This window comes from Shewanella polaris (assembly GCF_006385555.1).
Taxonomy (GTDB): Bacteria; Pseudomonadota; Gammaproteobacteria; order Enterobacterales; family Shewanellaceae; genus Shewanella; species Shewanella polaris.
Genome location: NZ_CP041036.1, coordinates 2,770,955 through 2,784,695 on the forward strand (window position 1 = coordinate 2,770,955; position 13,741 = coordinate 2,784,695).

Below are 13,741 nucleotides of genomic sequence, written 5' to 3' on the forward strand. Positions count from 1 at the left end.
CCTTATTCGACTAATGCTGCAAATGAGGCAACATCATTGACCGCTTTAGCGGCTATCGATTTATTAATTCTTTTCGTTAAACCGGTTAATACTTTACCTGGTCCACATTCTATTAGCTGTGTAACGCCTTGTGTAGCCATAAACTCTACTGTTTCGCTCCAACGTACAGGACAATACAATTGACGCACCAATGCATCTTTGATTGCTTGTGCGCTTGTAGGCATTGCGACATCGACGTTATTAATAACATTGATTGTAGGTTCTAAGAATGTCACCTCAAGTAAGGCTTTAGCTAATTCATCAGCGGCTGGTTTCATTAATAAGCAATGTGATGGCACACTCACAGGCAAGGCCACTGTCATTTTAGCCCCAGCAACTTTACATGCAGCAGCAGCTCGTTCAACTGCGACTTTTTCGCCAGCAATAACGACTTGACCAGGGCTGTTGTAGTTAACAGGGCTCACCACATCGCCTTGAGCAGACTCTGTGCACGCTTCAGCGATAGCATCATTATCAAGACCAATAATGGCATACATGGCGCCAGAACCGGCAGGAACCGCTTGTTGCATTAACTTACCACGCAATTCAACTAATTTAACCGCATCAGTAAATGCCATCACACCGGCGCACACTAATGCGGAGTACTCGCCAAGGCTGTGGCCAGCAAGTAAAGATGGCAATGGTTTATTTGACGCTTGATATGCTCGCCAAATAGCCACGCTTGCTGTCAGCAACGCAGGTTGAGTTTTGTCTGTTTCATTTAAGATTTCAGCTGGACCATTGGCCACTAAATCCCATAAATCGTAGCCTAACACTTCACTCGCTTCAGCGAAGGTTTTCCCAATAATATCGTTAGATTGAGTCAATTCGGCTAACATTCCTACGGCCTGCGAACCTTGGCCAGGAAATACAAAAGCAACATTTTCCATAAACGCTTACCTGTATAAAGAATTAAAAAGTAAATATTAAAAACGAATTAATGCACTGCCCCATGCAAAACCGCCACCGAACGCTTCAAGCAATAATAATTGTCCACGCTGAATTCGGCCATCACGCACAGCCTCATCTAATGCAATAGGCACAGAGGCAGCAGATGTATTGCCATGTTTCGCTAAGGTTAATACGACTTTATCTAAACTCATGTGCAGTTTTTTTGCCGTGGCATTAATGATGCGAAAATTAGCCTGATGTGGCACGAGCCAATCAATTTCTGATTTATCGACATTATTAAGACGCAAGGTTTCAGTAACCACATTAGACAATTGCGTAACTGCGACTTTAAACACATCGTTGCCTTTCATCGTCATAAAGCCTACAGCTTCAGAACTTTCATTCGCACGAGGAGGAAAAGAGCATTTTAATAAATCCCCTTGGCTACCATCAGCATAAATGTGTGTCGCAATGATACCTGGAGTATCACTTACACCAATAACAGCGGCACCAGCCCCATCACCAAATAATATGACAGTTGAGCGATCAGCAGGATCACACATTCGTGACAATACATCAGAGCCAATAACCAGTATTTTTTTAGCCGAACCTGTTTTTACGAATTGATCCGCAATCGATAAAGCATAAATAAAACCTGAACACGCAGCGGCAATGTCGAAGGCTGGAATATTTTTAATGCCTAATAAGGCTTGAATTTCACATGCGGCAGCAGGAAATGCATTTGATGCACTTGTGGTTCCGCAAACAATCATATCAAGCTCGCTTGCATCGATCCCAGCCATTTCAAGTGCTTTTAATGCCGCTTGATAACCCATTGTTGAAACCGATTCGTCTGATGCAGCAATGCGCCGCTCTGAAATACCGGTTCGGTCAACAATCCATTGGTCACTGGTTTCAACCATTTTTTCGAGATCTTGATTGCTACGAACTTGCACAGGTAGATAGCTACCTGTTCCGAGAATTTTTGTGTGCATATATGAGATCAGCTATTGATGTCTAAAAGAATCGACTCCAAACGATCTTTAATCATTTCAGGAAGACGACGTTTTGCTTCTGTTGCTGCTAAATTTAATGCTTGTAAAAATGCAGCTTCATCCGCGTTACCATGACTCTTTACTACTATTCCGCGCAATCCTATCAGACTTGCACCATTGTAGTGGTCGGGGTTCATCTTATTGAGAACAGCTTGTATACGAGGAGCGATGAGTTTGGAGAGTAAACGAACAAAAAAACCATCATTCAAGCCACGTTTTAATTGGTGAACTAATAACTTGGCAATCCCTTCTGACGTTTTTAAAGTAATATTGCCGACAAAGCCATCACAGACAATCACATCAACATTACCAGTATAAATTTCATCCCCTTCAACGAAGCCAATATAATTGACTTGTTCAGTCTGTTGAAGAATTTGCCCTGCTTGTTGAACTTGATCATTGCCCTTAATCGCTTCAATACCGACATTAAGTAATGCCACTTTAGGACGGGGTTTCTTATGGACTGCTTCACATAATACCGACCCCATGATTGCAAACTGAAATAAGGTATCGGAGTCACAAGAGACATTTGCACCTAAATCAAGCAAATAAACAGGCTTTCCTGTCATAGTCGGTAAGCAAGACACCAAAGCGGGCCTATCAATACCAGGTAAGGTTTTTAATAGCACTTTAGCCATTGCCATTAATGCACCGGTATTACCGGCACTGACACAAGCAGTGGCTTTACCATCACGAACAAGTTCAAGCGCAATTCTCATGGAACTGTTTTTACGCGAACGCAAAGCATGAATTGGCCTATCACTCATGGTGACAACTTCAGTGGTATGGATAATTTCTATGCGAGCTAAATCAGTAGAGGATGTTTGAGGTAGATATTTTTCTATTTCGGTTTCATTACCAACCAAAATAATTTTTAAACTTGTGTGAAATTTCAATGCCTGCAAGGCTGCAGGCACTGTTACGTGGGGACCGTGATCGCCCCCCATCGCATCTAACGCAAGCGTCAGATCTTTCATTAGATTAACAACAAATTACTTGTTGATAACCTTTACACCGCGGTAAAAACCATCAGCAGTCACATTGTGACGTTGATGAATTTCACCACTAGTAGCGTCTACTGACAATTGAGCAGTGCTCAATGAATCATGTGAACGACGCATACCACGCTTTGAACGTGATTTTTTATTCTTTTGTACAGCCATTGGACCTGTCTCCTACGATTACTTGCTCTTCAGTTTTTCTAACACTGCAAACGGATTTGGACGCTCCTCATGAGCGGGTTCGATCTCGCCTACAACTATATCTTTCGATCCCAACTTACAATTACTATCATCATGCATCGGAATAATAGGCATAGCGACTATCAATTCATCTTCAATCAATTGATGCAGACGTACTTCGCCAATCTCATTACACTCAATTGGATCATACGCATCCGGGAGCTCATCGATTTCTGCCTCAGTCTTACAAGGACTAAAACAAAAGTCGACCGTAACCTCAGTAGTAAATTGTGTCATGCAGCGTTGACATAGCAGAGTGAGCTCCGTCACAGCCTTCCCGCGAAGGTAGACTATCCCCTGTAAATCGACACCACATTCTAACGACACAACTACGTCGGAACAGTCGCCGGCACATAACTCGCTTAATCGCTTTAATTGCTTACCTAAAATGAAACCTTCATATCGAAGACTACTAGAGGCAGCGCGTATAGGATCAATTGAAACCGGTATCTTTACTGTTTGCATAAGGCGCGCATATTATAGTTTGAAAACGCTGGAGTCAAAGAAAATTTCCGTAAAAATACGGTAACCTCACCTAAAAATGAACTTTAGATACTCTTCAATCCGGCATTAAATTTAAAAGTTGGCAAATTTTACCGAACCCAGCCCCATCACACAAGCATTACTCGAGAAAAATGATCCATTTACATTGATGAATACAGTAAACTGACTAATATTCTGTTATTAGCCAAGAAATAATGAAACAAACCCAATGAAATTCAAACTTGTACTTGCATCAACCTCACCTTTCCGTCAGCAATTATTGCGAAAATTAATGTTACCTTTTGACTGTGTTAATCCTGATATTGATGAAACGCCTTTTAAAGATGAAACAGCATTAGCCTTAGTGAAAAGGTTGGCAGAACAAAAAGCATTAGCTGGCGCGAACTTAATTGGTCAAACACCAGTGACACAATTCATTATTGGCTCAGATCAAGTTGCGTTAATTAACGGTCAGATTATCGGCAAGCCAAATACAATCGACAATGCGATAGCTCAATTAAGCGCTGCTTCAGGCCAAGCAATCACTTTTTATACTGGTCTTGCGGTGTTCAATAATGTCACTAAACAAATGTTATCGTATGTTGAACCATTTACAGTACATTTTAAGCATTTATCTGCTGCGCAAATTCGCTATTACATCGACGCAGAACAACCTCTTTATTGTGCTGGGAGTTTTAAATGTGAAGGATTAGGTATTGCTCTTTTTGATCGTTTAGAAGGTGATGACCCTAATACTTTAATCGGCCTGCCATTGATTAAGCTTATTTATTTACTAGAACAGCACGGCGTTGATGTACTCAGCAAAGAATCTGAACACTCCATAAAATAATGGTTTAATGCCGGTTAATTATGAGGAAATGGTTAACTTTAGAAATGTGAACATACGTGTAAAATAACAGGACATGCAGCGCAGAAAATTAGTAAGCTAATGATATACAGCGTCGACAGTACGTACTATCCGACGCTGCTATAGTTGTCGTGGTCAAGTTCAATCATAAACATAAGCCAACAAAGTTAAAGATATTGACGTATCTCAAGTGGCTGGTCGACAATTGCGCGTGGCTTTAACGTTCTCAATCTTGATTCACTATGGGCACCATAACTCACGCCAATACCCGCCATACCCGCGTTATTGGCCATAGTTAAATCGTGAACCGAATCACCAATCATAATGGCTCTATCCGCAGTAATATCAAAATGAGTCAATAGCGAATATAACATCTCAGGATGCGGCTTACTTTCAGCATCATCTGCACAACGTGTCGCATGGAAATACTGACCTAATCCCGTGAGTTCAAGTACTTTATCTAGCCCCTCGCGTCCTTTGCCCGTCGCTACAGCCAATTGATAACCTGCGGCATGTAGATTGCGGATCAGCGATTCGACGCCCTCAAATAAAGGCGTAGGTTGCTCATTAGCAATATGGTGTCGTCGATAGCAACTAATAATCTGCTGATGATTCTGATGCTCAGCAAATAGAATCGGCATTATTTGAGGTAAAGATAAGCCGATAATATCTCTCACTTGCTGTTCTGATGGAATAGGCAAACTAAGCTCTCGTGCTACATCTTGCATACAAGACACTATGTGACCTACCGAGTCCATGAGTGTGCCATCCCAATCGAAAATGACCAGCTCAAAAGCCTTATCTTGACTATCCAATACCATTCCTTACTTCATTTACACACCACTGTGGGTGCTAGACTCTTTTTAATTTATCAAGCGTATTGAGTAACACTGGATCTAAAGGCGCTTTAACTCGCATGATTTCATTATTTTCAGGATGAGTAAATTTAAGCTCCGCCGCATGTAAAAAAAGACGGTCTAGTCCCAATACACGCATACTGTCATCAAATTGCTGTTCGCTGTATTTATCATCGCAAGCTATTGCATGGCCAGCATATTGACAATGCACCCGAATTTGGTGAGTACGTCCAGTCACAGGACTCGCCTTAACCAAAGTACAACCCTGGTAACGTTGCATGATTTTATAACGAGTTTCCGACTCTTTACCCTCTTTATTAACCCGTACGATACGTTCGCCCGACTTTAAGGTGATTTTTAATAATGGTGCCTTAACCACTTTATCGCTTGCTTGCCAATCACCTCGAACCAGAGCTAGATAATCTTTTTGCATGGTTTTACTGCGTAATTGCTCATGCAAATGCTTTAACGCACTGCGCTTTTTAGCCACAAGCAAAACGCCAGAGGTATCTTTATCTAATCGATGTACTAATTCTAAAAACTTCTGCTGCGGACGCAGTGAACGCAAACCTTCAATCACACCATAATCGACACCGCTACCACCATGCACAGCAATACCAGCAGGTTTATTTAGGACAATTAAATGATTATCTTCATGGATAATACGGTCTTCAAGCTGCGACACTCTCGATAAATTAGGCGAAGGTGCTTTGCGATTGTCTTTTTCTGCAACTCGAACTGGTGGTATACGAACAATGTCATCTATTTGTAATTTGTAGTCAGGTTTAATACGTTTTTTATTCACCCGCACTTCCCCTTTACGTACGATCCGATAGATCATACTTTTGGGAACACCTTTTAATTTAGTTAGCAAAAAATTATCGATTCGTTGTTCAAAATGATCTTCGTCGATAGTCACGTATTCAACTTGGGGAGTAGTTTCAGTATTCATGATGCGCCATATAGTGGGGACCCCAATAGTGTACCTTATCTTGTAAATGCTTGGCTATTGCCACATAAGACTTGAAATAAATACATGAAAGAATATGGGCTTTTGATTGCTGAAAATAACGATTGTTGCTATATTTGCCCACAGGTTGAGAGTAAACAGTGGATAAAGTGTTCACAACTTTCACCAAATGCGAAAAACTAACAGTTAAAAAAACAGACTTTACCGGTAGCAACTCATTGATTTGCAAATTGTATTCATTAAAAAACGACAAAAACCGTTTGTACAATTAAACCGTAAGTATTTAGTAAAGATTTTAATTTAACTGGAGTAAATCGCCCCAAATTCGAACAACATTTTAGCTTGTTATCAAACAAACCGATTCGACTTGGGCATTAACGGATTAAAATACCATAATTTATGGGGTTGGTTGAAACTCAACCAATTCCTTGTTTTTGTAAACATTAGAAAATGAGCCATAAATAGGATGCGACACGCAGTGACTGCGTTTTACAGTAATGAGCACCTAATTGCCTGGATCTAACCGTGAGGTTATACCGATTAATTCAGGCCCGTAATGCAGAAAAATCGTGTTGTTTGATGACCTCATTCAGAAGAATCACGTCATCATGAAACGTATGTTAATTAATGCAACTCAATCAGAAGAGTTGCGCGTAGCCCTAGTAGATGGGCAAGAGCTGTATGATTTAGACATCGAAAGTCCAGGTCACGAACAGAAAAAATCTAATATCTACAAAGGTAAAATCACTCGAGTAGAACCGTCACTTGAAGCTGCATTTGTTGATTACGGTGCAGATCGTCACGGTTTTTTACCCCTAAAAGAAATTGGTCGCGAATACTTCCCTAAAGGTTATTCATTCCAAGGTCGCCCAAACATTAAAGAAGTTGTTCAGGAAGGCCAAGAAGTTATCGTTCAGATTGATAAAGAAGAACGTGGCAACAAAGGCGCAGCACTAACAACCTTTATTAGTCTTGCAGGCTCTTACTTAGTATTAATGCCTAATAACCCTCGTGCTGGCGGTATTTCTCGTCGTATCGAAGGTGATGAACGCACCGAACTCAAAGAAGCGATGTCTGAGTTAGATGTACCTAATGGTATGGGCTTAATTGTTCGTACTGCAGGTGTAGGAAAAGAATCAACAGAGCTAAAATGGGACTTAAAAGTACTTCAACATCATTGGGATGCCATTCTAGAAGCCGCTCAAAGTAAAGCAGCACCATTCTTAATTCATCAAGAAAGTAACGTGATTGTACGCGCTATTCGTGACTATTTACGTCGTGATGTTGGCGAAATCCTTATCGATCACCCACGTATTTTCGAAGAAGCCAAAATGCACATTGGTTTGGTTCGCCCTGACTTTGTAGAACGCGTAAAACTATACGATTCTGAAGTGCCACTATTTACTCACTTCCAGATTGAATCACAAATTGAATCGGCGTTCCAACGGGAAGTTCGTTTGCCTTCAGGCGGATCAATTGTTATTGACCCAACAGAAGCATTAACGTCTATCGATATCAACTCTGCCCGTGCAACAAAAGGCGGCGATATTGAAGAAACTGCATTAAACACTAACCTTGAAGCAGCCGATGAAGTGGCTCGTCAATTACGTCTTCGTGACCTAGGTGGCTTAGTAGTAATCGACTTTATCGACATGACACCAGTGCGTCATCAGCGTGAAGTTGAGAACCGTTTACGTGATGCAGTGCATCATGACCGTGCACGCGTACAATTAGGCCGTATTTCTCGTTTTGGTTTAATGGAAATGTCACGCCAACGTTTACGTCCTTCACTTGAAGAATCAGCGGCACATATATGCCCACGTTGTCATGGTCAAGGTACGATTCGAAGTACTGAATCATTAGCGCTTTCTATCCTGCGTTTAATGGAAGAAGAAGCGATTAAAGAGAATACCACCCAAATAGAAGCTATTGTGCCTGTTGATGTGGCGGCATTCTTATTAAATGAAAAACGTAAAGCAATTCGTATTACAGAAGAACGTCATCAAGTTGAAGTGTACATCATCCCAGATGCTAATATGCAAACACCTGACTACCGTGTCGTTCGTCGTAAAAGTGATGACGAAGTCTGTGAATCAAGCTACAAGCGTGTAGAACAGCCTGCTGCAAATCTGTATGAACCTCGTAAACTTGAACGTGCAGCTTCGCAAGAACCAGCGTTAAAAGGCTTCGCGTCACCACAAAAAGCGCCAGAAGCACCAGTAGCTGCTACTCCAGTTGCGAAAACACCTACCGCTGCAGCGCCAACTCAACCTGGTTTCTTCGCTCGTATCGTATCCGCTATTAGTGCATTATTTTCTGATAGCAGCACCGACACTAAAGAAGTTAAACCCAGCACTCCGACTAAAAACAATAGTCAGACAAATAATCGTCGTCCACGTCGTAATGACAGCCGCAACGATAACGCTAATCGTAATGACAAACGCAATGACAGTCGTAATGACAATCGTCGTCAGCGTAATGACAGTGATAAGCCAAAAGATGGTGTAGAACCGCGTACTCGTAACAAGCGTAATGATCGAAATAGCAAAACCAATACTCAAGACGACAACGCACGCAACAAACCACAAACTGAAAAAGTAGATAAGCCACTACCGCAAACTACTGATACTAAAGTTGCTGAGGCTAAAACTGCTGAAGTTAAAGTCAGTACTGAAAAGTCGCCTAAGCAAGAAGCCGCACGAGAGCGTCGTCAACGTCGTAACCTTCGTCGTAAAGTTCGTATTGAAAATGAGCAAAATGAAGAGTCAGTTGTAAAAGCAACTGACACTAACACCACCGATAACATCGATAAAGACACAGCAGCGATAGCCGCTAATGTGTCAGAAACCAATACAGTAGAAGCCAAAGCAACTGAAGAAAAAACAGAAGCAAAAGCTACTCGTAGCCGTCGTCAGCCAAGAAAAGACCGAAGTGAATCGTCTGCTGAAGTGAAAAACACGGCAGTTTCAACTGCTGCAGATAACGCCGAAATAGCACCGACGCTATCAACAACTGACATGACTCAGCAAGCTGGTCATGACCAAACTGGTAAAGATACACTAGCAAAAACCGACACGGTAAATGCTGAACAGACTGATGAACAATCATCCGCCGTAAATGCGTCTACTGAAGAAACTGCAAGCCAAGAGAAAACGGTTGCAGAAAATGATGATGACTCAGCTGAAGGTCGCGAAGGTCAACGTCGTAGTCGTCGTAGTCCGCGTCACCTTCGTGCTGCTGGTCAACGTCGTCGTCGTGATGAAAGTGACACTACTCAACCTGCAGTATTTACCTCTGTTGATGAGCTAGAAAAGCAACTAGATGCCGAGCAATCACAAAGTAAACTGCCTGCAACAAAAGCAGACCAACCTACCGAAGTGAAAGTGAACGAGACGAAAACAGAAACACAAGTCGCTCCAGTTGAAGTGGTAGCAGAAACTAAAGTGGTAGAGACTCCTGCTGTAGAAGCAAAAGTTGAAACCAAAGCTGTTGAAACTGTCGTTGAAGCAAAAGCTGAAACCAAAGCTGTTGAAAATGTCGTTGAAGCAAAAGCTGTCGAGCCTGTTGTACAACCAACTGCTGAAAAAGTGATTGAACCAACCAAGGTTGTAGAGCAACCAGTTGTATCGGTAACGGCTGAAGTGAAAGTTAAAGCAGAACCCATCAGTGCAGAACCGGCACGAAACAATGAACGTGAAAAAGCCGTTGCGTCAAATGCTTCTGCGCCTATGGCCAAACCTGCTGCGATTACACGCAAGGCTAAACCGCAAATAGCACCAGAAGTTAAAGTCGATGTTAGTGAAACTACACCGGCAGACGTTGCACCTAAAACTGTTGCTAAAACCAGTCGCTTTGGTTCTATGGTGTCATCAGATATGACTAAGCCAACAGTAGATGTTCGTGAACAACAAGCAGTTCCGCAAGGACGTTCTTATGACGCACAAACAACAGAAGCCAACGTCGAAAAAGTGGCCCAAGGTAATAGTGCATCATCAGGTATGGCTCGCCCAGGTAAGTAACACCTTAAGGTATCTTTCGACTCCTTAACAAAAAAGCCATGCTCTGCATGGCTTTTTTATTTGTCATGTATCCATGTGTAATCTCAATTACCAAGAGTTCATGCAGATACATTTAACACACCGAATATACTCAAGTGAATTAAATGCGCTTAATTCAGCGATAATAGCTTGGTTGTCAGCCCTTGTTAGACATTAGTGAGATAGCGTAAACATGTGACATTATTGAATTCGAGTTGATTGAAAAATCCAGAACAAAAAAAGGGCAACGATTGTATATGCAATCGTTGCCCCTTTTTATTAAATTCAAGATTAGTTTTTACGTTTATCGGCAAATTTACTCATGACTTTATCAAACTTAGGTTTAACCACTAATTGACAATAAGGCTGCTCACCGTGTTTGGCAAAGTAGTCTTCATGATAATTCTCAGCAGGGTAAAAAGTATCAAATGCACTCACTTCGGTCACTATTGGTTTAGGCCAAACGTGTTGTTCAGTTAATGCGTTAATAAACCGATTAGCAGCATCAATTTGCTGACTATTATGAGCAAAAATAACTGAACGATATTGTGGTCCTTTGTCATTACCCTGCTGATTTAATGTCGTTGGGTCATGACTTTCAAATAACACTGCTAATAAAGTCTCATAACTAATCACTGCGGGATCAAACTCAATTTGTATCACTTCAGCATGACCCGTACGACCAGAACAGACCGCATCATAATTGGCATCTTTGGCGTCGCCACCACAATAACCCGACTTAACACTCTGTACGCCTTTAAGCTGCGAAAAAATGGCTTCAATACACCAAAAACACCCTGCACCAAAGGTTGCTTTCTCGTTTGGCGTACTAGCAGAGCTTACTTGGCTTAGTTCATCCAATGGTGTAAACACCATCGACACAGAATTGACACAATGACGAATATTGTTTTCTGTTAAATGTTCACCTTCAAATACATGGCCCAAATGACCGCCACATTGTGCACAGGTAATTTCGGTTCTGTGACCATCGGCATCAAGAGTATGCTTTACCGCTCCTTCAATTTCGTTGTCAAATGCAGGCCAGCCACAATGAGCATTAAACTTATGTTCACTTTTATATAAAGGTGCAAGACACTTTTTACACAAATACATGCCCTGAACATCATGATCGACATATTCACCACTAAAAGGACGTTCAGTGCCTTTCTGTTCAATAACGTATTTTTCAAATTCAGTTAAATTATTCATTACTGTTCTCATTGAGTTTACTTGTCGCTTAAATAAACAATACGTGAGATCTGCGGCATCAGTTCAACCATTGCAAAGCGAAGACGCGCAAATAATTGCGACAAAGTGTGACTAAGGTTACCATTGCAGTGGGTCAACACACTAATAAGAAATACATAATGAAACTAAATACAATTGATTACCTTGCACCAGATAGTGCTGAGCGCTTTGTTGAATCTCTTCGTGAAACGGGCTTTGGGGTATTATCAAACCACCCTATTCAAAAGCAACTTGTCGAAGATATTTATAAAGAATGGTACAGTTTCTTTCAATCCGAACAAAAACATGACTTTTTGTTTAAAGCAGAAACTCATGATGGTTTTTTCCCAGCATCGATTTCTGAAACAGCCAAAGGCAACAACGTAAAAGATATCAAAGAATATTATCACGTGTATCCTTGGGGCCGTATTCCTGATTCATTAAAAGCAAATATTCTTGCCTATTATGAACATGCCAATGCCTTAGCATCAGAGTTACTTAGCTGGATTGAGCAATACACTCCACCAGAAGTGGCTGTTAAATATACTATTCCGTTACCAGACATGATTGCCCAAAGCCAACAAACTTTATTGCGAATTTTACATTACCCACCAATGCAAGGTGATGAAGAAATGGGGGCTATTCGTGCTGCAGCACATGAAGATATTAATCTCATCACCTTATTACCTGCAGCAAATGAACCAGGGTTACAAGTTAAAACCCAAAGCGGTGAATGGATTGATGTTCCCAGTGACTTTGGCAGTATCATTATTAACATCGGTGACATGTTGCAAGAAGCTTCAGGTGGTTACTTCCCGTCGACATCTCACCGAGTCATTAATCCTGAAGGTGCTGATAAAACTAAGTCTCGAATTTCACTACCTTTATTTTTACACCCCAATCCAGAAGTGGTGTTATCTGAGCGCTACACAGCCAACAGTTACTTAATGGAAAGATTACGTGAGTTAGGCGTTATTTAATCTGATTTGCATAGATACCAAGCGCCTTAGGGCGCTTTTTTTATGCTTTTAGTTATCTAACAAGGTACAATATGCCCATTATATTGATTAGATTTTTTTCTTCGTTCTAGCATTCGATTATAAGGCAACATCATGGCAATTCAGTGGTATCCAGGACACATGCACAAAGCACGTAAAGAGATTGAAGAGGCAATGCCTCAAGTGGATCTCGTTATTGAAGTGCTAGATGCACGTATTCCCTACAGCAGTGAAAATCCTATGGTGTCGCAACTCCGTGGTGATAAACCTTGTATTAAATTGCTCAATAAATCTGATTTAGCCGATCCTGAAGTCACTGCTCGGTGGATTGAATACTTAGAGCGTGAACAAGGCGTTCAGGCATCAGCAATCACCACTTTACAACCAGGAATGGTAAGAAGTATTCCAGATCTTTGCCGTAAACTTGTGCCGCATCGTGACACCATGGAAAAAGACATCCGTACCATGATAATGGGTATTCCTAACGTCGGTAAATCTACAATTATTAATACGTTAGCAGGCCGAACTATTGCCAAAACTGGTAATGAACCCGCGGTCACCAAAAATCAGCAGCGTATTAATTTACGTAACGGAATTGTGCTGTCTGATACTCCAGGGATTTTATGGCCGAAAGTGGATAATGAAGCCAGCAGTTATAGACTTGCTGTCACCGGCGCAATCAAAGATACCGCGATGGAATATGAAGACGTAGCCATGTTCGCTGCCGATTACTTTCTTAAAGCTTATCCTGACGAAATTTGTGAACGATATAAGCTTAAATCGCTACCAGCTACCGATATTGAATTACTCGAAGCCATTAGTCGATCTCGCGGAGCACTTCGTCCTGGCGGACGAGTTGATTACCATAAAGTGTCAGAACTATTACTGCATGAATACCGTTCAGGGAAAATCGGCTTATTAAGCCTTGAAACTCCCGAAATGGCTGAAAAAGAAAAAACTGAAGTGGCACGTAAGATGGCTGAAAAAGAAGCCTTGAAGCAACAAAAGATTGAGCAAGAAAAGTTAAAACGTTCTGGCAAGCGTCATAACGATTAACTTTGTGCATAGTTAGTTT

The 13,741-nt window shown here is 41.4% G+C and carries 12 protein-coding genes; 4 read left to right on the forward strand and 8 right to left on the reverse strand.

Annotated features, from left to right (window positions below; genetic code table 11):
* Positions 1 to 2: 2 nt before the first annotated feature.
* Genes fabD through yceD form a run of 5 tightly spaced genes read right to left on the reverse strand, consistent with a single transcriptional unit; the run spans position 3 to position 3,691 of the window.
* Positions 3 to 929, reverse strand: a complete 927-nt coding sequence (gene fabD, locus FH971_RS12075) for an ACP S-malonyltransferase (RefSeq protein ID WP_140234455.1) — start codon at positions 927 to 929, stop codon at positions 3 to 5.
* A 36-nt stretch (positions 930 to 965) separates the two neighbouring features.
* On the reverse strand, positions 966 to 1,925 hold the full coding sequence (locus tag FH971_RS12080; protein WP_140234456.1) for a beta-ketoacyl-ACP synthase III: 960 nt from the start codon (positions 1,923 to 1,925) through the stop codon (positions 966 to 968).
* An 8-nt stretch (positions 1,926 to 1,933) separates the two neighbouring features.
* Complete coding sequence (plsX, locus tag FH971_RS12085; protein ID WP_140234457.1) at positions 1,934 to 2,962, reverse strand: phosphate acyltransferase PlsX; 1,029 nt, start codon at positions 2,960 to 2,962, stop codon at positions 1,934 to 1,936.
* A 15-nt stretch (positions 2,963 to 2,977) separates the two neighbouring features.
* Positions 2,978 to 3,148, reverse strand: coding sequence for a 50S ribosomal protein L32 (gene rpmF / locus FH971_RS12090; RefSeq protein WP_137226779.1), 171 nt, complete (start codon positions 3,146 to 3,148; stop codon positions 2,978 to 2,980).
* Positions 3,149 to 3,166: 18 nt separating this feature from the next.
* Complete coding sequence (gene yceD / locus FH971_RS12095) at positions 3,167 to 3,691, reverse strand: 23S rRNA accumulation protein YceD (protein ID WP_137226778.1); 525 nt, start codon at positions 3,689 to 3,691, stop codon at positions 3,167 to 3,169.
* 247 nt (positions 3,692 to 3,938) lie between these two features.
* Between yceD and FH971_RS12100 the strand changes: the two genes are divergently transcribed.
* Positions 3,939 to 4,559 (forward strand): Maf family protein, encoded by a 621-nt coding sequence (locus FH971_RS12100; protein ID WP_140234458.1) that lies wholly within the window; start codon positions 3,939 to 3,941, stop codon positions 4,557 to 4,559.
* Positions 4,560 to 4,744: 185 nt separating this feature from the next.
* Here FH971_RS12100 and FH971_RS12105 read toward each other — a convergent pair whose 3' ends face one another.
* Both FH971_RS12105 and rluC read right to left on the reverse strand, forming a co-directional pair.
* Entirely contained in the window at positions 4,745 to 5,398 is a 654-nt protein-coding gene (locus FH971_RS12105) for an HAD-IIIA family hydrolase (protein ID WP_140234459.1), read from the reverse strand.
* Positions 5,399 to 5,429: 31 nt separating this feature from the next.
* Positions 5,430 to 6,386 carry a 23S rRNA pseudouridine(955/2504/2580) synthase RluC gene (gene rluC / locus FH971_RS12110; protein ID WP_137226775.1) on the reverse strand — a complete coding sequence of 319 codons (957 nt, stop codon included), beginning with the start codon at positions 6,384 to 6,386 and terminating at the stop codon, positions 5,430 to 5,432.
* 626 nt (positions 6,387 to 7,012) lie between these two features.
* On the opposite strand from rluC, the gene rne reads away from it, so the two are divergent.
* Positions 7,013 to 10,423 (forward strand): ribonuclease E, encoded by a 3,411-nt coding sequence (gene rne / locus FH971_RS12115; RefSeq protein ID WP_140234460.1) that lies wholly within the window; start codon positions 7,013 to 7,015, stop codon positions 10,421 to 10,423.
* 309 nt (positions 10,424 to 10,732) lie between these two features.
* Here the strand turns inward: rne and FH971_RS12120 are convergent, their stop codons facing one another.
* On the reverse strand, positions 10,733 to 11,650 hold the full coding sequence (locus FH971_RS12120) for a bifunctional methionine sulfoxide reductase B/A protein (protein ID WP_140234461.1): 918 nt from the start codon (positions 11,648 to 11,650) through the stop codon (positions 10,733 to 10,735).
* A 158-nt stretch (positions 11,651 to 11,808) separates the two neighbouring features.
* Here FH971_RS12120 and FH971_RS12125 point away from each other — a divergent pair, with 158 nt between their 5' ends.
* Positions 11,809 to 12,648: an isopenicillin N synthase family dioxygenase gene (locus FH971_RS12125; protein WP_140234462.1), complete on the forward strand. Its 840-nt coding sequence runs from the start codon at positions 11,809 to 11,811 to the stop codon at positions 12,646 to 12,648.
* Positions 12,649 to 12,780: 132 nt separating this feature from the next.
* Positions 12,781 to 13,722: a ribosome biogenesis GTPase YlqF gene (ylqF, locus tag FH971_RS12130; RefSeq protein ID WP_140234463.1), complete on the forward strand. Its 942-nt coding sequence runs from the start codon at positions 12,781 to 12,783 to the stop codon at positions 13,720 to 13,722.
* The last annotated feature ends 19 nt before the right edge of the window (positions 13,723 to 13,741 follow it).